General features: G+C 71.5%; 16 protein-coding genes and 1 pseudogene. 8 read left to right on the forward strand and 9 right to left on the reverse strand.

Annotation, left to right across the window (positions count from 1 at the left end; genetic code table 11):
- The first annotated feature begins 71 nt into the window (after nt 1-71).
- Nucleotides 72-1550: a ribosome biogenesis GTPase Der gene (gene der / locus G3I71_RS25765; RefSeq protein WP_164317745.1), complete on the forward strand. Its 1479-nt coding sequence runs from the start codon at nt 72-74 to the stop codon at nt 1548-1550.
- Between the two features lie 89 nt (nt 1551-1639).
- On the opposite strand, the gene G3I71_RS25770 is transcribed toward der, so the two are convergent.
- Both G3I71_RS25770 and G3I71_RS25775 read right to left on the reverse strand, forming a co-directional pair.
- Nucleotides 1640-2113: a hypothetical protein gene (locus tag G3I71_RS25770; protein ID WP_164317747.1), complete on the reverse strand. Its 474-nt coding sequence runs from the start codon at nt 2111-2113 to the stop codon at nt 1640-1642.
- A gap of 155 nt (nt 2114-2268) precedes the next feature.
- Nucleotides 2269-3042, reverse strand: coding sequence for a hypothetical protein (locus G3I71_RS25775; RefSeq protein ID WP_164317749.1), 774 nt, complete (start codon nt 3040-3042; stop codon nt 2269-2271).
- A gap of 539 nt (nt 3043-3581) precedes the next feature.
- On the opposite strand from G3I71_RS25775, the gene G3I71_RS25780 reads away from it, so the two are divergent.
- Nucleotides 3582-4295, forward strand: a complete 714-nt coding sequence (locus G3I71_RS25780) for a transglycosylase family protein (RefSeq protein ID WP_164317751.1) — start codon at nt 3582-3584, stop codon at nt 4293-4295.
- A 64-nt stretch (nt 4296-4359) separates the two neighbouring features.
- Here G3I71_RS25780 and G3I71_RS25785 read toward each other — a convergent pair whose 3' ends face one another.
- Genes G3I71_RS25785 through G3I71_RS25795 form a run of 3 tightly spaced genes read right to left on the reverse strand, consistent with a single transcriptional unit; the run spans nt 4360 to nt 8171 of the window.
- The gene (locus G3I71_RS25785) at nt 4360-5031 is read right to left on the reverse strand and encodes an ABC transporter ATP-binding protein (RefSeq protein WP_164317753.1); all 672 of its coding nucleotides are present in this window, start codon (nt 5029-5031) and stop codon (nt 4360-4362) included.
- Nucleotides 5028-7652 (reverse strand): ATP-binding cassette domain-containing protein, encoded by a 2625-nt coding sequence (locus G3I71_RS25790; protein ID WP_164317755.1) that lies wholly within the window; start codon nt 7650-7652, stop codon nt 5028-5030. The genes G3I71_RS25785 and G3I71_RS25790 overlap by 4 nt, the downstream gene beginning before the upstream one ends.
- 3 nt (nt 7653-7655) lie before the next feature.
- Entirely contained in the window at nt 7656-8171 is a 516-nt protein-coding gene (locus G3I71_RS25795) for a hypothetical protein (RefSeq protein ID WP_164317757.1), read from the reverse strand.
- Nucleotides 8172-8305: 134 nt separating this feature from the next.
- On the opposite strand from G3I71_RS25795, the gene G3I71_RS25800 reads away from it, so the two are divergent.
- From G3I71_RS25800 to G3I71_RS25815, 4 genes and pseudogenes are all read left to right on the forward strand, one after another.
- Nucleotides 8306-8875, forward strand: coding sequence for a hypothetical protein (locus G3I71_RS25800; protein ID WP_164317759.1), 570 nt, complete (start codon nt 8306-8308; stop codon nt 8873-8875).
- Nucleotides 8850-10187, forward strand: coding sequence for an ABC transporter substrate-binding protein (locus G3I71_RS25805; RefSeq protein ID WP_164317762.1), 1338 nt, complete (start codon nt 8850-8852; stop codon nt 10185-10187). Before G3I71_RS25800 ends, G3I71_RS25805 begins: the two co-directional genes overlap by 26 nt.
- Nucleotides 10188-10259: 72 nt before the next feature.
- Nucleotides 10260-11222, forward strand: a pseudogene (locus tag G3I71_RS25810) (helix-turn-helix transcriptional regulator); the annotation flags it as partial.
- Between the two features lie 435 nt (nt 11223-11657).
- Complete coding sequence (locus G3I71_RS25815) at nt 11658-11870, forward strand: I78 family peptidase inhibitor (protein ID WP_164317766.1); 213 nt, start codon at nt 11658-11660, stop codon at nt 11868-11870.
- Nucleotides 11871-11895: 25 nt separating this feature from the next.
- Here G3I71_RS25815 and G3I71_RS25820 read toward each other — a convergent pair whose 3' ends face one another.
- Both G3I71_RS25820 and G3I71_RS25825 read right to left on the reverse strand, forming a co-directional pair.
- Nucleotides 11896-12933: a phosphatase PAP2 family protein gene (locus tag G3I71_RS25820; RefSeq protein ID WP_164317768.1), complete on the reverse strand. Its 1038-nt coding sequence runs from the start codon at nt 12931-12933 to the stop codon at nt 11896-11898.
- Between the two features lie 221 nt (nt 12934-13154).
- Nucleotides 13155-14366: a hypothetical protein gene (locus G3I71_RS25825; protein ID WP_164317771.1), complete on the reverse strand. Its 1212-nt coding sequence runs from the start codon at nt 14364-14366 to the stop codon at nt 13155-13157.
- Nucleotides 14367-14647: 281 nt separating this feature from the next.
- Between G3I71_RS25825 and G3I71_RS25830 the strand changes: the two genes are divergently transcribed.
- Entirely contained in the window at nt 14648-16261 is a 1614-nt protein-coding gene (locus G3I71_RS25830; RefSeq protein WP_164317773.1) for an MFS transporter, read from the forward strand.
- 94 nt (nt 16262-16355) lie between these two features.
- Here G3I71_RS25830 and G3I71_RS25835 read toward each other — a convergent pair whose 3' ends face one another.
- Entirely contained in the window at nt 16356-16541 is a 186-nt protein-coding gene (locus G3I71_RS25835; protein WP_164317775.1) for a hypothetical protein, read from the reverse strand.
- Between the two features lie 177 nt (nt 16542-16718).
- Between G3I71_RS25835 and G3I71_RS25840 the strand changes: the two genes are divergently transcribed.
- A complete protein-coding gene (locus tag G3I71_RS25840) occupies nt 16719-17915 on the forward strand; it encodes an acyl-CoA dehydrogenase family protein (protein ID WP_164317777.1) in 1197 nt (398 codons plus the stop codon).
- A 38-nt stretch (nt 17916-17953) separates the two neighbouring features.
- Here G3I71_RS25840 and G3I71_RS25845 read toward each other — a convergent pair whose 3' ends face one another.
- Nucleotides 17954-18397 (reverse strand): cell division protein SepF, encoded by a 444-nt coding sequence (locus G3I71_RS25845; protein ID WP_164317778.1) that lies wholly within the window; start codon nt 18395-18397, stop codon nt 17954-17956.
- Nucleotides 18398-18437 lie beyond the last annotated feature (40 nt).

Consider the following 18437-nt stretch of genomic DNA (forward strand, 5'->3'; position numbering starts at 1 on the left):
CGGTTTCAGTAGTGGATCACCCGATACCGGGAGGTTCCACCGATCACCACGATGAACGAGGTACGGACTTCATGAACGACCACATTCCCTCCGAGGGCTCGGGAGAGAACGAGCACGGAGAGCTTGGTGCGGCCGACGCCACCGAGTATGCAGCGTTCATGGAGCTCGCCGCGGTGGAGGGCTTCGACGCCGAGGAGATCGAGGGCGCGCTCGACGAGGCGGGGCACGGGCCGCTGCCCGTCCTCGCTGTCGTGGGGCGGCCGAACGTCGGCAAGTCGACGCTCGTCAACCGAATCATCGGGCGCCGCGAGGCCGTCGTCGAGGACAAGCCCGGCGTCACCCGCGACCGCGTCACCTACGAGGCCGAATGGGCCGGGCGGCGCTTCAAGATCGTCGACACCGGCGGCTGGGAGCAGGACGTCCTCGGTATCGACGCCTCCGTGGCCGCACAGGCCGAATATGCGATCGAGGCGGCCGACGCGGTCGTCTTCGTCGTCGACGCCAAGGTCGGCGCGACCGACACCGACGAGGCGGTCGTCCGGCTGCTGCGCAAGGCCGGCAAGCCCGTCGTCCTGTGCGCCAACAAGGTCGACGGGCTGAGCGGCGAGGCCGACGCCACGTCCCTGTGGGCCCTCGGGCTCGGCGAGCCGCACCCCGTCTCCTCGCTGCACGGCCGTGGCACCGGCGACATGCTGGACGCCGTCCTGGAGGCGTTGCCCGAGGCGCCCGCGCAGACCTTCGGCGTCGGGGTCGGCGGCCCGCGCCGCATCGCCCTCATCGGCCGCCCGAACGTCGGCAAGTCCTCGCTGCTGAACAAGGTGGCGGGCCAGGAGCGCGTCGTCGTCAACGAGGTCGCGGGCACCACCCGTGACCCGGTCGACGAGCTCATCGAACTCGGCGGCGTCACCTGGAAGTTCATCGACACGGCGGGCATCCGCAAGCGCGTCCACCTCCAGCAGGGTGCCGACTACTACGCCTCGCTGCGCACGGCCGCCGCCGTGGAGAAGGCGGAGGTCGCGGTCATCCTGATCGACGGCTCCGAGAACATCTCCATCCAGGACCAGCGGATCGTCACCATGGCCGTCGACGCGGGCCGTGCGATCGTCCTCGCGTACAACAAGTGGGACACCCTCGACGAGGAGCGCCGCTACTACCTGGAGCGGGAGATCGAGACCGAGCTCGCCCAGGTGGCGTGGGCACCCCGCGTCAACGTCTCGGCGCGCACCGGCCGCCACATGGAGAAGCTGGTCCCGGCGATCGAGGCCGCCCTCGCGGGCTGGGAGACCCGGGTCCCGACGGGCCGGCTGAACGCCTTCCTCGGTGAACTGGTCGCCGCCCACCCGCACCCGGTCCGGGGCGGCAAGCAGCCGCGCATCCTGTTCGGCACCCAGGCGGGCAGCAAGCCGCCGCGGTTCGTGCTCTTCGCCTCCGGCTTCATCGAGGCGGGCTACCGCCGCTTCATCGAGCGCCGCCTGCGCGAGGAGTTCGGCTTCGATGGCACGCCGATCCACATCTCGGTCCGGGTGCGCGAGAAGCGCGGCAGGAAGTAGTAGCAGACGAAGTAGCAGTCGTACGTCTCGTACGTGACTGAGGGCGGCTCCGGATGGGAGCCGCCCTCAGTCACGTGCAGGTGTCGTGGTCACACACTCCGGCGGGGGCCGGGTGGCAGCGCCGCCGGGATGTGGGTCATCCCGGTGTAGTGCTGCTGACGTCCACCCGTCGGCCATACGGCGGTCGGGGTCGCCGTCTGCCCCTGCTGCGCGTCGAGTTGGCCGACCCGCTGCCACACGGACTGCTGTCCGCCGCCCTGGCCGCTCTGACCGCCGTTGCGCGCGCTGAACGCCCCCGCGCTGTAGGCGCTGTACGAGCCCGTGCCCGAGCCGTACGAGCCGCCGTACGGGGTGAGGCCGTTCGGGCTGGCCCCGAAGGCCGAGAAGTCCAGCTCGTCCTCGCCGCTGCGGTCGCCCGGCAGCGAGCGGAAGGACTTGCCGTACTCGGCGTAGAGCGAGTCGTAGATCGGCGTGGCCGATGGGCCGCTGGGGTAGTCCTGGGTCGACCGCGCGGACGGGATCGGCTGATAGGACTGGCGGCGGGGGACGTCATAGGTGTGCACGTACGTCCAAACGACCCCAGCGTGCATCGGATGCGGCCGACACCCGGACAATGCAGGGCGCGCGAAGCGCCCCCAAAGGGGCGCGGGGAACTGCGCGACCAGCCACACTCAACCGGTAGCCGCCACCGTGCCGAACCATTCCCGGTCTACTGCGTTCACGTACCCGCCAGAGGCAACGCGCTAGCGACCAGCTTGCCGATGCCCGCCGCCTTGTCCAGAGCGTCCCGCAGCAGGTCCTCGCGGGGCTGGCGGCCGATGGAGCCGACCGGCGCCGCGAACATCAGCACCTGCTGGTGCTTGTTGGCGGCGGCGCGCCAGCTCTCGGTGACCTGGAGCGGCTGGTGCGCCTGCCACCAGGCCACCGCGGAGCCGCCGTTGGGGCCCGGCTGGAGTACGGCGTGCAATTGGCCCGCCGCGAGCAGCACCGACCAGCCGTGCAGAACGGGCGGCACCTCCGTCAGCTCGGTCAGCGGCATGAAGCCCTGCTCGATGAGGAGCGGCAGGAAGTCGTCGCCGGCGCCGGTCGCGCCGGGGCGGACGATCGGGGCGGTCGGTTCGACGACCAGGGCGGGGTGCAACTCGCCCTCGATCAGGATGAGTCCGCTGGTGATGCCCAGTACGGCCTGCTCGGGTGCGGCCATCGGGGCCTCCTCGTCGGCGTTGATAGAGCGGACCGCGCCCTGGAGCTGCTCCTCGGTGACCTGGACGACCTGCGACGGCAGGCAGCCCGCGTGGGCGAAGGCGAGGACGGCGGTCTCGTCCCCGATGAAGAGGACGGTGCTGGTGCGCTCCTGGGCGGAGTCGCCCGGCGTGCGGCAGGACGTGCAGTCGTAACTGCCCGGGGCGTTGTCGCCGGCGAGCAGGCGGTCGGCTTCTTCGTCGCCGATCTCGGCGCGGACCTCGTCGCTGACATCGAGCATGCGCGGCACGGGTGGCTCCCTCGGGATGCGGTGCGTGGCGAGGCCGGGTCGCCCCCGGCCGGTGAGCCCGGACAGTCCGGGCTCATGAAGAGGACAACGGCGATCTGTGTCAGGGGTCACGCTGCACGGCGAACGTAATCGAACCATCCTGCGCGCACGGTCACACTGGGTGCGGAATCGGGCACTCCAAGTCAAGTAACGGACAGGTTACGGAAGTTGGTTTGGTGAACTGACTCACAGTTTGTCCGAGTAGCTGGTTGATAAATCGGGAAATGCGCGAATTAAGTGGGTGGCCGGAATTCGCCGATACCCACGGTAACTATGAACTGGCCTGGGAGAACAGGGAGTTGGTTGATATCGCCCGTCGGGGTCCATAGATTCCTCCGCCGAGTGCACCTAGCACCGCTTGGGTACGTCCGACGGCCGCGCAGAACCAGACATCGCGCAGCACCATCGCCGACGGACGGGGCGGAGGCGTGCCGACCGCGTTCATACGCGGCCGCCGCGTCCCGGTCAGGGGGAGCCCGGGTCTGTGGAGAGGGATCTACATGTCCGAATGTGCCGATAGTTACACCCGCAAGACGCGCAAGACGGCGGTCCTCGCCGGAGCGGCACTGCTCGCTCCGCTCGGCCTGCTGGCCGCGACCGGCAACGCCGCGGCAGCGGACAGCGGGGTGTGGGACCGCATCGCCCAGTGCGAGAGTGGCGGGAACTGGCACATCAACACCGGCAACGGCTACTACGGAGGACTCCAGTTCTCCGCCGGAACCTGGCGCGCCTACGGCGGCACGGCCTACGCGGCCACCGCCGACGGGGCCAGCAGGTCCCAGCAGATCGCCGTCGCCACCAAGGTCCAGGGCGCCCAGGGCTGGGGTGCCTGGCCGACCTGTTCGGCGCGCGCCGGGGCCGGCGGGAGCGCTCCCGCGGTTTCGGGTTCCGACTCGGGCTCCGGTTCGGCCACCACCAAGTCCACCAAGCCGACGAAGAAGTCGGTCAAGCCGTCCAACGGGCAGTCGGCCGGGAAGGCGACCGGTTCCGCCGGGTCCGCCGCGTCCGAGGCTCCGTCGAAGACACCGGAGCGTTCGACGGCCCACGTCGGTCGCAGCTCGTCCCGCGGTGACTACACCGTCCGCGCGGGCGACACCCTGAGCGGCATCGCCGCCCGGTACACGACCACCTGGCAGCATCTCTACGCCGCCAACAAGGCTGTCATCGGCGACAGTCCCGACCTGATCATGCCCGGACAGAGGCTCGACTTCTGAGCCGCTCCCCTGCTTCGGGCACGGTGCCCCACCCGCTCCTCGGACCGGGTGGGGCACCGGCGTCCTACGGCGTTGTCCCACCGCCGGTCATCCCGAGGGGCCGGCCTAGTTCGGACGCCTCCCCGCTGAACACGACAGCGCCACGCCGGAGTTCGTGCACGAGGGCCCGGCGGCCGTGCAGGACGGGCGGCAACCGCTGCTCGGCGACGATCACGCAGGCGTCCAGCGCGCTCAGCAGTTCGTACGTGCGGGCCGCGACCGGCGGTGACATGCCCTGCGCGGGTTCGTCGACGAGCACCACGCGCGCGTGTGCCGACAGGACGCGGGAGAGCGCGAGCATGCGCTGCTCACCGCCGGAGAGGGTGCCCGCGCGACGCGACAGCAGGGGCCCCAGCTGCGGGTAGGCGTCGAGCGCGGGGGCGGGGTCGTCCAGCCCCAGTTCCAGGTTCTCCCGGACGGTCAGCGACCCGAACACGGCCTGCCTTTCCGGCACCAGGCACAGACCACGCCGGGCCCGCTCGTAGGCGGGCACACGGGTCACGTCGACCCCGTCCCACACCACCGCGCCCCCGGACAGCGGTACCGCTCCGGCGAGGGCGCGCAGGACGGTCGTACGGCCGGAGCCGTTGCGGCCCAGCAGGACGGTGACGCCCGGACCGGGGGCGTCGAGGGAGACGCCGTGCAGGGCCTCCAGCGGGCCGTACCGCACGCGTGCGTGCCGCAGGGAGAGGATCATTTGCCCACCGCCGCTTCCAGGGCGGCGAGGATCTCGCCGGGCGGTCCGGACGCGACGATCCGGCCCGCCGTCAGGACGTGCACCTCGTCGGCCAGGTCGGCGACCAGGTCGAGGTCGTGCTCGACGACGAGCAGTGCGGTGCCGTCGGCGGCGAGAGCGCGCAACACGCGGGTGAGCGCGGCGACTTCGGCGGTGTCGAGACCGGCGGCGGGCTCGTCGAGGAGCAGGACGCGCGGGCTTCCGGCGAGTGCGCGGGCCAGTTCGACGCGGCGCAGGGTGCCCGTCGGCAGGCCCGCCGCGGGCAGCGCCCGTACCGCTCCGTCGAGCCCGAGGAGCCGCAGCGCCCGCTCCACCGCCGCTGGATCGGATACACAGCCCTGTTCGGCGCCCACGCGGACGTTCTCGGCGACGGTCAGCGACGGGAAGACGGCGAGCTGCTGGAAGGTCCGCGCGACACCGAGCCGGGTACGGGCATGGGCGGCGAGCCGTGTGATGTCCCGCGCCCCGAAAAGTACCTCCCCGCGCGTGGGACGCACGGTTCCGGCGAGACAGTGGAACAGGGTGCTCTTCCCCGCCCCGTTGGGCCCGACGACCGCGGTGACGCGGCCCGGCCGGACGTCCAGATCCACCCCGTCGAGCGCCGTGCAACCGCCGTAACGGACGTGAAGGCCACGCGCGCGCAGGAGCGGGGCGGGGGAGGGCGAGCCCCGGGGAGGGGCGGTCCGGTGCAGTGGTGGGGGAGGCGGCTCGGGGGCCGGTCGTGTGTGCTCGCCCCGCAGCCGCCCCCGTACAGCGGCCCCCAGCGGCGTCAGCCGCGCGCCCCGCCCCGGCAGCAAACGTCCCGTCGCCGCGCGCAGGGCCTCGTACGGGCCGCCCGGGAACCGGCCCACCAGAGCCGCCAGAACGCCGATCAGGGCCGCCGCCATCCCACCCCGCGCCCCCGCGTCCAGCCCCACCAGCAGTGCCGCGGCGGCCAGCGCGCCCAGGGTGCTGTCGGCGCCCAGGACCACCACCGCGGCGAACCACAGCAGCCCGCGTACGGGGTCGAACGCGCCGGGGTCGAAGGCGCGCAGGCCCATGGTGAGCAGGGCGCCGCCCAGGGCGGCCAGGGCGGCGCCCGTGACGAAGGCAAGCAGCTTCAGGGACGGGACCCGCACTCCTGCCGCCGACGCGCCCGGCTCGTGGTCCCGCATCGCGGCCAGGGCCCGGCCCGTACGGCCCGTGTGCAGGAACCGTGTCGACAGCAGCGCGCCTGCCAGGAGGGCCAGCTCCAGGGCGTAGTAGGCGCGGTCGTCCTCGAAACCCGCCGGGCGGTTCACGGTCAGGCCCGCGACGGCGTACGGCTGCGCGAAGACGAAGCGGCTCACCCCGACGCCCACCGCGAACGTGGCGAGCGCCAGTGCCAGGCCGTGGCGGCGGATCGCCGGCCGGCCCGTCACCAGACCCAGGGGAGCCACCAGGAGCACCGCCAGCGCCAGCGCGGCCAGTTCCGGCAGGCGGGGCAGGCCCGGGAAGCGGCCCGCCGCCAGCAGGGCCGTGAAGAGGGCGCCCAGACCCGCGTACGCCGCCTGGCCCAGCGAGATCTGGCCGCCCCGGCCGGTCACCACCACCAGGGACAGGAGCACCACGCCCAGCGCCGGCACCTGGACCGCCGTATGCAGGTCAGGGCCCGCGAAGCCCAGCGGGAGCAGGAACAGCACCGCCGCCACGATCCACGCGCCCGGCGGGGTCGGCACGCGGGCCGTCACTGTGCGCGGCAGCGTGTCGCGCGTGCCGATCCGGGGCAGCACCAGGGCCGCGACCAGCAGCGCGACCACGAAGAGGTTGCTGCCGACGGCCTGGACCAACGGCTGCGCCCAGCCCGCCGGATGAAGGCGCGTCAGCTGGCTCTGGGCGACCCCGACACCCAGGGCGACCAGCACCGCCACCGGAAGGCTGCGCATCCGGGCCGCCACGGCGACGGCCACCACCTCCAGCACCAGCAGCGGCATGCCGTACGGGTCCAGCCGGACGTACGGAGCCAGCAGGACGCCCGTCAGGCCCGCGGTGAACGAGCCGAACGCCCAGCCCGCCGCGGCCACCCGGTCCGCGTCGATGCCGTTCAGCACCGCCAGTTGCCGGTCGTCGACCACCGCGCGCAGCTCCCGCCCGAACCGCGTCCACCGCGTGACCGCGCCCACGGCAGCCGCCAGTCCCAGCGCCACGGCCAACTGCCCCCACGGATCCGCCGACACCAGCTCCGGCGCGTCCGCGCGTGCCCCCGGCCCCCACACCAGCGCGGCCCCGCCCACCAGCAGCACGAACACGCCGATCGACGCGACCAGGGTCCGCGCCGGATCACCGCCCAGGACCGCGAGCGGCCGGAACACGAACCGCTCCAGGGTGACGCCGATGGCCGGGGCGAGCACGAACAGCGTCACCAGCGCGCCCAGCCACAGCGGCCAGTTCCACTCGACCGTGCACTGCCGCAGCGCGTAGGCGCACACCATCGCGATCGCGCCGTGCGCGAAGTTCAGCACGCCGGTCGCGCGGTACGTGACGATCACACCGATCCCGGTGAGCGCCGCCGCGCTGCCGACCGAGAGACCCGCGAGGGTGAGGTCGTACGTCAGGGAGGACATCGGTCAGTCGTCCGCCGAGTCCGGCTCACAGATCGGGCAGGGGGCCAGTTCGCCGGTCGCCAGGAGCCTGCCGTCCACCGGCACCGCCTCCGGCTTCCCGGTGACCAGCGGGCAGTCCGCGCGGTGCCAGAGGGTGCCGCCCGGGATCATCAGCAGACGGCCGCTGACGGCCACGGGAGCGCTGACCGGCTCTCCGGCGGCCTCGGAGGGCTCGGCGGCCACCAGGAGGCCGTACAGCTCCTCCACGCGGGCTGCGGCGAGCGCTTCACGACCGTGGGCGAGGAGGACGGCGCCCGCGACGATCAGTGCCGCGCCGGGGACCGTGCAGGACGCGAGGTAGGGCAGCTGCCGCTCGGCGAACCGCTCGCCCGAGACGCCGTACCAGCCGAGCACGCACAGCACCGCACCCGCCGCCAGCGCGGCCCAGCCCGTCCAGAGGACGGGCCGCACGGTCCGCGGTCGAGCTGATCGAGCTGTCCGCGTCCTCGGGGTCCTTGGGGTCCCTGGCGTCTTTGGCATCCTTGGCTCCCACACGTCGTGTGTCCTGGCTGTGTCCGTCCAAGCCGGCCAATGGCTTGCACTATGCCCGCTGTCGGTCGACCCTGAAAGCTCCGGGCACCCATGGCCCGGACCGACACCCGGTGGTGAGCCAGATGGTTCTCGGGAGCGACCTCAGGCGGGGGAACGCACGGCGGGGTACGGCGATGACGGCCGCTCTGCTGCTCCTCCTCGGCCCGGCCCTCGCGGCGTGCAGCGACGACGATGGTGGCGGTGGCAGCGATGCGAGAACCTCCACCCCTTCGGCCTCCACGGCAACGACGGAACCCACGGAGACATCTGCGGAGCCGAGTGGCGACGGCCCGGCCGACCCCGTCGCCGCCGAGAAGGAGATCCGGCAGAACTGGGTGAAGTTCTTCGACCCGGCCGTCTCCCTCGACGACAAGAAAGCCGTCCTGGAGAACGGCGACCAACTGGGCCTGCTGCTCCAGGCGTTCAGTGGCGACCAGCGGGGCGGACAGGTCGAGGCGAAGGTCGACGACGTCAAGTTCACCTCGCCGACCGCCGCGAACGTGAACTACGCGCTCCTCCTCGACGGCGCCACGGCCCTGCCCAACGCGTCCGGCACCGCTGTCGAACAGGGCGGCACCTGGAAGGTCTCCCTCAGCACGCTGTGCGCGCTGGTGGGGCTGAGCGGCGATGCGACGGCGGCTCCGGGCTGCTGAGTCGGCCGCCCTGGGACTGCTGCTCCTGCTGAGCGCGGCCTGCGGCAGCCGCCTCCCGGAGAGCGACTTCGAGCACCGCGGTACCCCGACGACACCGGCGGCCGGTACGACGCCCATCCGCGTCGGCATCATCACCAGCGCCACCAGCCCGGTCGGCGCCGCCGCCTTCACCGGCCCCCGCGACGGCGCCGAGGCCTGGTTCGAGCGGCTCAACGCGCGCGGGGGCATCGACGGCCGCCCGGTCGAGGTCCGGCTGTGCGACGACGGCGGCAGCGGCGTCGGCAACAACGAGTGCGTGCACCGGCTGATCGACGGGAACGACGGGAACAACGTCGTCGCCCTGGTGGCCACCACCGCCCTCGACTACGCGGGTGCCTCCCGGGTCTCCCACGCGCGCGTGCCCGACATCGGCGGCCAGCCCATCGGCGCCGCCTATGACACCTACCCGCACCTGTACGGGATCTACGGCAGCCTCGCGCCCCGCGACGGCACCGTGGGCTGGGGCGGGCGGCTGTACGGCGGCACGGAGGTCTACCGCTACTTCGCCCGTGAGCACGGCGCCCGCACGGCCGCCGTCGTCTCGTACAACCAGGCCGCCTCGGCCGCGTACGCCCGGCTGGTCGTCCGGGGTCTGAAGGCGGAGGGTTATGACGTGGTCACCGAGGAGGTCGACTTCGCGCTGCCCAACTTCCGCGCGGCGGCGGCCGACCTGAAGGAGCAGGGCGCCGACCTCGTTCTCGACGCCCTCGACACGCACGGCAACGCGCGACTGTGCGAGGCACTGGACGACGTGGGCGCCGAGATCACCGCCAAGGTGACGAACGTACAGAACTGGACCTCCACCGTCCCCGAGGACTACAAGGACTCCCCGCGCTGCCGCAACGCCCTGTGGGCGACCGGGTCGAGCCGCAACTACGAGGACACGGACCAGGCGGCCGTACGGGAGTTCCGCGACGGCACCGAGAAGCTCGGTACGCACTCGCAGTGGCAGTTGGAGGGGTGGGCGGCGGCGATGTGGTTCACGGAGGCCGCCCGGGCCTGTGCGCAAGCCGGAACGGGTGTCACGCGCGCGTGTGTCGACGACTTCATGAACCGCAGCGGGGGAGACGGACAGGGAAACGGAGAGGGGGACGACGGATACACGGCTGACGGTCTGCTGATTCCGGTGCGCTTCGAGCGGGCGGCCGAACCGCCGAGAACGCGCTGGACGTGTCTGTCGGTCGCGAGGTGGCAGGACGGCAGGGGCTGGGTCTCGCAGGGGGACATGAACGCCGACTGCTTCGACGTACCGCAGCTGGCGTACCGGCCATGACCGCTGTCCGGCCATGACCGTTGAGGGGCTTGAGGACAGTGGCTGTCCGCGACCGCTGGCAGACTCGCGCCCATGTTGGAGACCTCGGCACGGCTGCTGCGACTGCTCTCGCTGCTCCAGGCCCACCGCGAATGGTCCGGCCCCGACCTGGCCGACCGCCTCGGCGTGACCCCGCGTACCGTCCGCCGGGACGTGGACCGGCTGCGCGAGCTGGGCTATCCCGTGGACGCCAGTCCGGGTACGGGTGGCGGCTACCGGCTCGGCGCCGGGGCCGAGTTGCCGCCGCTGCTGCTGGACGACGACGAGGCGGTCGCCGTGGCGGTGGGGCTGCGGACCGCCGCCGGGCAGGGCATCGAGGGCATCGGCGAGACCTCCGTACGGGCACTCGCCAAGCTCGAACAGGTGTTGCCCGACCGGCTTCGCCGACGGGTGGGGGCTCTGAACGCCTTCACCGTGCCGATGCTGCGCGGGCCGCAGCCCTCCGCCGTCGACCCGGCCGTCCTCACCGAACTCGCCCACCTCTGCCGGGACACGGAGCTGCTGCGCTTCGAGTACCGGGGACACGAAGGACCGGTATCCCGCCGTACTGTCGAACCGCACCGGCTGGTGTGCACCGAGCGGCGCTGGTACCTGGTCGCCTGGGACGTCGACCGCGCCGACTGGCGTACGTTCCGCGTGGACCGCATCACACCGAAGCCGCCGCACGGACCGCGCTTCGCTCCTCGTACGCCCCCTGCCGACGATCTCGCCGCCTATGTCTCCCAGGGCGTCTCCACGCGCGCGTACGCCTCGCGCGCCGTCGTCCGGCTGCTGGTGCCCCTCGCGGAGGCCGCGGAGCGGATCTCGCCCTCCGCCGGGACGCTGGAGCCCGACGGCGAAGAGGCCTGTCTGCTGCGCACCGGGGCCGCGAACCTCGACGTGATGGTCATCCACGTCATGCTGATGGGCTTCGAGTTCGAGGTGCTGGAGCCCGCGGAACTCGTCGACGTGATCATGACCTCCCGGGACCGGCTGTCTCGCGCGGTGGACCGGTCACCGCGTTCTCAGGGCAGCTCAGAGGCACTGTCGTGAAGATGCGATGCGGAGATTATGTGGGGAAGTCGTGGGTGTTTTATACGTTCTGTCGTCGGCTCGGCGGCCGGGATGCGTGGCATCGGCACGTATGGCGTGCGTAAGAGGCGGGTAAGGCGTCACGGTGTGGGTCGTCAGCGCAATTAGCCGTCTCCGAGTCGTTCTTCCGGCGATCGGGAACGGGGTTTATCAGGGCGCGCGGAGGCCTGGTGAATTACGTTCGAATGGCCGTCGGAAGTATGGGTGACCAGCCCTCGCGTATGCCGAGCGCGTGATGATTATCGCCCGAAGTGGATGTCGCGATCTTGTGGCAGGGGTGTGACCGGAGTCGTACCGAGTGATGAGTGGGGCCGGGGTCCGGGCTTCCCCGGCTGCCGGTGGGCGCCTACCGTGGCGGGCATGTCATCGATTCCCAGGCCCGAAGAACTCCAGGACGATCCGGACACCTACGTCGGCCTCGATGCGGCGGGGGCCGAACGCCTCGCCCGGGAGCGCGGCTGGTCCGCGGTGCGGTCGCTGCCGCCCGGGGCGATCATCACCATGGAGTACCGGTCGGGGCGGCTCAACTTCGAGGTCACCGACGGCAGGGTGACGCGCTGCTGGAAGGGCTGAGGCCGGCCGGCACGCCCCCGGTGGCTCAGCTGTTGCCGGGCAGGGGGCGGGCCGACGGGTTGCCGGTGGCACGCGGGGCACGGTCCGCGTGCGGCGGGCGGCGGCTGCCGGCCGGGGTGACCGGGCTGCGCTCCGAGCGGATCGCGTGCGTGCCCGGGGCCAGGTGCGGAGGGTGCGCGGGCGTCCGGGACGAACGGGCCGCGGCGGTGGTGTTCTCGCGGGCCGTGACCTCTTCCGGGGCGGTCGCGTACGGCTTGAACATCGCCGGCGAACCCACCCGGGCAGGGACGGGCGCGGTGCTGGGGCCACGGGCGCGCCTGCGGTCGCGCAGGTCCAGGATCCAGGTCTCGGTGCGGGTGATCAGCGGCTCGCACCACGGCAGCGCCAGCAGGACCAGCAGGCCCGCGACCCAGCCGAGGACGACATCGCTCAGCCAGTGCGTACCCAGATAGACCGTGGTGAGGCCGACGCCGAGCGACATCAGGGCCGAACCCGCGGACAGCCAGCGCCTGGTCCACGGGGTCGAGGCCAGGTAGGCCAGGATGCCCCAGGTCACCACGGCGTTCGCGGTGTGACCGCTGGGAAATATGTCCCCGCCCATGCCCATCTCGTTCGAGCCGATGGTGGTCGCGTAATGCGGTCCGAGGCGGCCCATGCCGATCTTGGCGGCACCGACCGTGACGTTGAGCAGCAGCAGTGCGGCGCCGAACGTGAGCAGTGGGCGCAGGGTGTGCTGACGCCAGGCGCGCCAGCCCAGCCAGGCCGAGATCATCACGGCGGTGGGACCGCGCTGGCCGAGCACCACGTAGTAGTCGAGGAACGCGTGGATCTCCGGCCACTGCTGGTAGGGCCGGAAGAACATGACCTGCCAGTCGAGCCGGACCAGCCATGAGGTGATCACGACGGCCCACACGGTGGCGAGATAGAAGGCCAGGGTCGCGAGAAGGAGCGCGATCCTGTGCCGGCTCATCTTCGGCACATCGATGTGGGTCGGCCGTCCCGGTTCACGGTCCAGCCTCGCGAACACCCGGTCCAGACGGGCGAGGTTTCGTTCGGTACGCACCCAATCGACGTTACAGCGAGTGAGCTCGGATCTCCGCCCAATCCACGGCTTTGTAATGACGATGTGATGTGGGATTCCTCTCAGGGTGATGTTTAATTCCCTGGAATCCCTATTCGGAGACTCGCCTTCCCCTCATTTCCATTGATCATGCGGCTGTGCTGTTTTATGGCTCTTTCGAATTGGTTCACCAGGTGGTTGTCCGGAATTCGCCGAACGGTCGCTCAGGGCGGACCGGAGCCGTTCAGCCAGAACGCCCCGTAGACCGCGGACGCCACCGCGACCACGCCCGTCACCAGCACCGACCTGGTGGTGCGCGGCCGGGCCAACGCCTGGGCGAGCGGCAGCAGGAGAGGGAACGCGGGCAGCAACAGGCGTGGTTTCGAGCCGAAGTAGCTCGACGCGCACAGGGCGAGCACGGTGACGACACCCGCGTACACCAGCAGCGGCAGCGGCTGGCGCTGCCGTACGCAGCTGACGAACAGCCAGATCAGCAGGCCCACGCCGACGATCAGCCCGACCCCGGCGAGTGCCGACGGGAACGACGTGAACTTGTCGGCGACGAAACGGGCGAACGCCGCGCCGCCGTCGAAACCGTTGCGCCAGCCGGCCTGGACGTCCAGATAGCCCAGGGGGCCCTTGCCGGTGCGGTGGCCGACCCACAGGACGTAGCCGGCGGCGCCGAGCGGCGCGATCAGCATGCCGAGGGCGCGCCGCCGGACGGGCGCGCTGCGCGACTCGGGCGAGCTTCGGTCCCGCACGAACGAGGTACCGGACGAGATATTGAACGACGTACTGAACGACGTACTGAACGAGGCGATGGCCGTCACCCACACCGCCGCCACCACGGCGAGTCCCACCGGGCGGGTCAGGCCCGCCAGCAGAGCCAGTGTGCCCGCCGTCAGCCAGCGGCCGGTGAGGACCGCGTACAGGGACCAGGCGGCCAGGGCCGTGAACAGCGACTCGCTGTACGCCATCGACTGGACGATCCCGACCGGCAGCACGGCCCACACCAGTACGGCGCAGATGCCGACACGGCGGCCGTACACATGGTCCGCGACCGCGAACACGCCCCAGGCGGCGGCGAGTGACGCGAGGGCGCTGACCGTGAAGCCCGCGTCGGCGTACGACATCGGGGTGATGGACGCCAGGAGCCGCTCCAGCCAGGGCAGCAGCGGGAAGAAGGCGAGGTTCGAGTGCACGTCACCGTTGGGGAGGCGCACCTCATAGCCGTAGCCGAGTTCGGCGACCCGTGTGTACCAGAGCGAGTCCCAGCGGGCGGTCAGCAGTGTGTACGCACTCTTGTCCCGTGCCGCGCTCCACAGGGCCAGCGCGACCAGGCCCAGCACCCGGACCGCCGCGTACCCGAGGAGGGCGGGCGCGGCACGGCGGAGCGTGGGCGGAGTGGGGAGGGGGCGGGTGCCAGGATCTGTCACCGGTCGATTATTGACGGCGCAGGGAACAAGGGCGGGCGTGGAGGCGGGCGGCCCGCCGGGGGCGTGGTGTACGACACACGGGTGCCGTGGGCGGGTGAGAGGTCCGCCACTTTTCGCCGCTGCGAACTCGCGTACGCTGTCGGATCACTCGCTTTTCGCCGCGCGGCCCGAGGGCACCTGACACCGCTCCTCCTCGGTCGAAGCCGCAGTCGAAACCGAAGCTCCCGGGGAGTCCCCACCCCGCGGGCCGTCGAACGCGAGGGAATCTTGGAGGTACGCACATGTCCGGGACGACCACGGCTGCCGCTGCGCTGCGCCGTCGGGCGGCCGGGGCGAGTGCCAACCGCTGGGTCGTCCTGTTCGTCCTCTGTACGAGCCTGCTGCTCGTCGCGGTCGACGCGACCGTGCTGCACGTGGCGGTGCCCGCCGTCAGCGAGGACCTCCGGCCCGGCGCGATAGAGCTGCTCTGGATCGTCGACATCTATCCGCTGGTCTGCGCGTCGCTGCTGATCCTGTTCGGCACGCTGGGCGACAGGGTCGGCCGCAGGCGGATTCTGCTCCTCGGGTACGGGCTGTTCGGCGTCGCCTCCGGCCTGGCCGCCCTCGCCGACAGCGCCCCGGTACTGATCCTGGCGCGGGCGCTGCTGGGCGTCGGCGGCGCGATGATCATGCCCGCGACGCTCTCGATCCTGCGCCAGGTCTTTCCCGAACGGCGCGAACGGGCGCTGGCGATCGGTGTCTGGAGCGCGGTGGCCGCGGTGGGCGCGGCGGTCGGTCCGCTGCTCGGCGGCTTCCTGCTGGAGCACTTCTGGTGGGGTTCGGTCTTCCTCGTCAACATCCCCCTGATGCTGGTCAGCCTGCCGATCGGCCGCCTGCTGCTGCCCGAGTCGCGCGGCGAGGGGGGCGACGGCCCGTGGGACGTGGTGGGCGCGCTGACGGCGGCGGGCGGGCTGTTCGGCGTCGTGCTGGGCGTGAAACGGCTGGGCGGCGGGGAAGAGGCCGGGAACTTCCTGACGGTCGTGCCGCTGGTGCTGGGCGCGGTGCTGCTGGTTGTTTTCGTCCGGCGGCAGCGGCGGCGTAAGTATCCGCTGGTGGACCTGGGGATGTTCGCGCGGCCCGCGTTCAGTACGTCCGTCGGGTGCATCGTGCTGGCGATGCTCGCGCTGGTCGGACTTGAGCTGATCGCGGCGCAGTATCTGCAACTGGTGCTGGGGCTTTCGCCGTTGCAGACGGGGCTACGACTGCTGCCGCTGACGGTGGCGGCGATGGCGGCCGGACTCGCCGGGGCGCGGCTGCTGCGGAGGTTCGGGCCGCGGACGATGGTGTGCGCCGGGTTCTGTCTCACCGCGGCGGCGGTCGTGCTGCTGACGGCGATGGGCGGTGAGGACAACGCGGGGCTGTTGCTGTCCGGGTTCGTGTTGTTGGGCTTCGGCCTGGAGACGACGCTCTTCGGGGCGTACGAATCGATGCTGAGCGAGGCTCCGGCGGCGCAGGCGGGCGGGGCGGCGGCGATCGGCGAGACGTCGTACCAGTTGGGCGCGGGGATCGGGATCGCGCTCCTGGGAAGCGTGATGAACGCGGCGTACGCGCCGGGGGTGGGGTCGGTGCCGGGGGTTCCGGCATCGGCGTCGGCTGCGGCGGGGCGTTCGCTGGGCGAGGCGTACGAGGTTGCCGGGCGGCTCGGGGGGTCCCCTGGAGTTGCCCTGCGGTCGGCGGCTCGGGACGCGTTTGTGCACGGGCTGCATGTGACGTTGCTGGTGAGTGCGGGGTTGTTGCTGCTGGGGGCGGTGATGGCGTTGCGGTTGCCGCGGCTGATGCAGTGCGGCGGCGCCGCTGAGCCGGCGGCTGCGGTGCCTGGTCCTCGGGAGGTCGCGGGGTCCCGAGTGCCGGTGTGAACGCCACGGATCTCTCACCCACGCACCACCCGTGACGGCCATCCGGAGGGGTGGACGTCTCCCGTGGGGGTGCGGGAGCGTCGGCGGGTGACCGTCACGGATGGTGCGTGGTGGGTGGCGGGGCGCGGGAGCGTCGGCCGGTGCCGGTGCCGGTGCCGGTGCCGGTGCCGGTGCTGGGTACGGGTGAGAAGTGGGTGGACGAGGGCGGGTCCTTGCCCGGGAGGGCGGACCGCTGGGCCTGGCTGCCGCCGACGATGATGTACCCCCACGGGAGATGCACACCTCGTCAGATGACAGCCACGGGCGGGCGGGGCGGGAAAGGCTGTGACGGGTGAGCGCCGACGGAGGGTTCGCCCCCGCGGGCGGGGTGGGTGGACGTCGGCTGGACGTACGTCACACTCCGTCGTACCGTCAGCGGCGTCACTAGCGGTGCTAGTTAAACTTGCCGGAGGCTCCCGTGGCCGTGTTCGCGAAGCTCCCCCCATTCGACCCCGCCGACCCGCTCGGCCTCGACGACCAGTTGGACGCGGAGGACCTGGCGATCAGGGACACCGTGCGGACCTGGGCGGCGGACCGCGTGCTGCCGTATGTCGCCGGGTGGTTCGAGGAGGGCGAGCTGCCGGACATCAGAGGGCTCGCCCGTGAACTGGGCGGCATCGGCGCCCTGGGGATGTCCCTCACCGGGTACGGCTGTGCCGGCGCGTCCGCCGTGCAGTACGGCCTCGCCTGTCTGGAGCTGGAGGCCGCCGACTCCGGAATCCGCTCCCTCGTCTCCGTACAGGGCTCGCTCGCCATGTACGCCATTCACAGCTTCGGCAGCGAGGAGCAGAAGCAGCACTGGCTGCCGGACATGGCCTCCGGCGACGTCATCGGCTGCTTCGGGCTGACCGAGCCCGACCACGGCTCCGACCCCGCAGGCATGCGTACGTACGCCAAGCGTGACGGCAGCGGCGGCGACTGGGTGCTCAACGGCCGGAAGATGTGGATCACCAACGGGTCCGTCGCCGGCGTGGCCGTCGTATGGGCGCAGACCGACGACGGCATCCGCGGGTTCGTCGTGCCCACCAGCGCCCCCGGGTTCTCGGCGCCCGAGATCAAGCACAAGTGGTCGCTGCGCGCCTCCGTCACCAGCGAACTGGTGCTCGACGACGTGAGGCTGCCCGCCGATGCCGTACTGCCTGACGTCACCGGACTCCGCGGGCCCCTCAGCTGTCTCTCCCACGCCCGCTACGGGATCGTCTGGGGCGCCATGGGCGCTGCCCGGTCCTGTTTCGAGGCCGCCGTCGACTACGCGAAGACGCGCGAACAGTTCGGGCGGCCCATCGGCGGGTTCCAGCTCACCCAGGCCAAGCTCGCCGACATGGCGGTCGAGCTGCACAAGGGGATTCTGCTCGCCCACCATCTGGGGCGGCGCATGGATGCCGGCCGCCTGCGTCCCGAGCAGGTCAGCTTCGGCAAGCTGAACAACGTACGAGAGGCCATCGACATCTGTCGTACGGCCCGGACGATCCTCGGTGCCAACGGGATCTCGCTCGAATACCCCGTGATGCGGCACGCGGCGAACCTCGAGTCGGTGCTCACGTACGAAGGCACCGTCGAGATGCACCAGCTGGTGCTGGGCAAGGCGCTCACCGGACTTGACGCCTTCCGCTGACCTGAACAACGGACGGCGGGGCCGGTGAGCGGCCTTGCTCAGCTCTGGTTGAAGAAACCGTCCGCGCGGTGCGGCTGGGCCTCCCCGCTGACGATCTCCGTGTCGGCGGGGGTCAGCAGGAACACGCGGTTGGACACCCGCTCGATGGAGCCGCGTAGGCCGAAGATGAGGCCTGCGGCGAAGTCGACGACGCGCTTGGCGTCGGCGGCATCCATGGCGGTGAGGTTCATGATGACCGGAACGCCGTCCCGGAAGAGCTCGCCGATGGCGCGGGCGTCCCGGAAGCTGTCCGGGGTGACCGTGCCGATCCGGCGGCCCTTCTCCTCGGCCACCTCGCCGGCGACCTTGACCCGGGGGTCCGTGACCCAGGCATCCCTGGGCTGCTCGGTCCCCTCGGAGTAGTCGTCGTCGTAGTAACGCTCGTCATCGTTGTTGTCGTCGACGAGGCCAAGCCAGGCACTCGCCTTGCGTACCGATCCCATGGACGCCTCCTCTCACAGCGGTCTCTCATGCATTCCGCAT

The sequence above is a fragment of the Streptomyces sp. SID12501 genome (genome assembly GCF_010550245.1).
Taxonomy (GTDB): domain Bacteria; phylum Actinomycetota; class Actinomycetes; order Streptomycetales; family Streptomycetaceae; genus Streptomyces.

What these genes read in the sequence shown, in the direction of transcription:
- der (WP_164317745.1), top strand. Translation starts at nt 72, where the DNA reads ATGAACGACCACATTCCCTCCGAGGGCTCGGGAGAGAACGAGCACGGA.
- G3I71_RS25780 (WP_164317751.1), top strand. Translation starts at nt 3,582, where the DNA reads ATGTCCGAATGTGCCGATAGTTACACCCGCAAGACGCGCAAGACGGCG.
- G3I71_RS25785 (WP_164317753.1), bottom strand. Translation starts at nt 5,031, where the DNA reads ATGATCCTCTCCCTGCGGCACGCACGCGTGCGGTACGGCCCGCTGGAG.
- G3I71_RS25790 (WP_164317755.1), bottom strand. Translation starts at nt 7,652, where the DNA reads ATGTCCTCCCTGACGTACGACCTCACCCTCGCGGGTCTCTCGGTCGGC.
- G3I71_RS25795 (WP_164317757.1), bottom strand. Translation starts at nt 8,171, where the DNA reads ATGCCAAAGACGCCAGGGACCCCAAGGACCCCGAGGACGCGGACAGCT.
- G3I71_RS25800 (WP_164317759.1), top strand. Translation starts at nt 8,306, where the DNA reads ATGGTTCTCGGGAGCGACCTCAGGCGGGGGAACGCACGGCGGGGTACG.
- G3I71_RS25805 (WP_164317762.1), top strand. Translation starts at nt 8,850, where the DNA reads ATGCGACGGCGGCTCCGGGCTGCTGAGTCGGCCGCCCTGGGACTGCTG.
- G3I71_RS25815 (WP_164317766.1), top strand. Translation starts at nt 11,658, where the DNA reads ATGTCATCGATTCCCAGGCCCGAAGAACTCCAGGACGATCCGGACACC.
- G3I71_RS25830 (WP_164317773.1), top strand. Translation starts at nt 14,648, where the DNA reads ATGTCCGGGACGACCACGGCTGCCGCTGCGCTGCGCCGTCGGGCGGCC.
- G3I71_RS25845 (WP_164317778.1), bottom strand. Translation starts at nt 18,397, where the DNA reads ATGGGATCGGTACGCAAGGCGAGTGCCTGGCTTGGCCTCGTCGACGAC.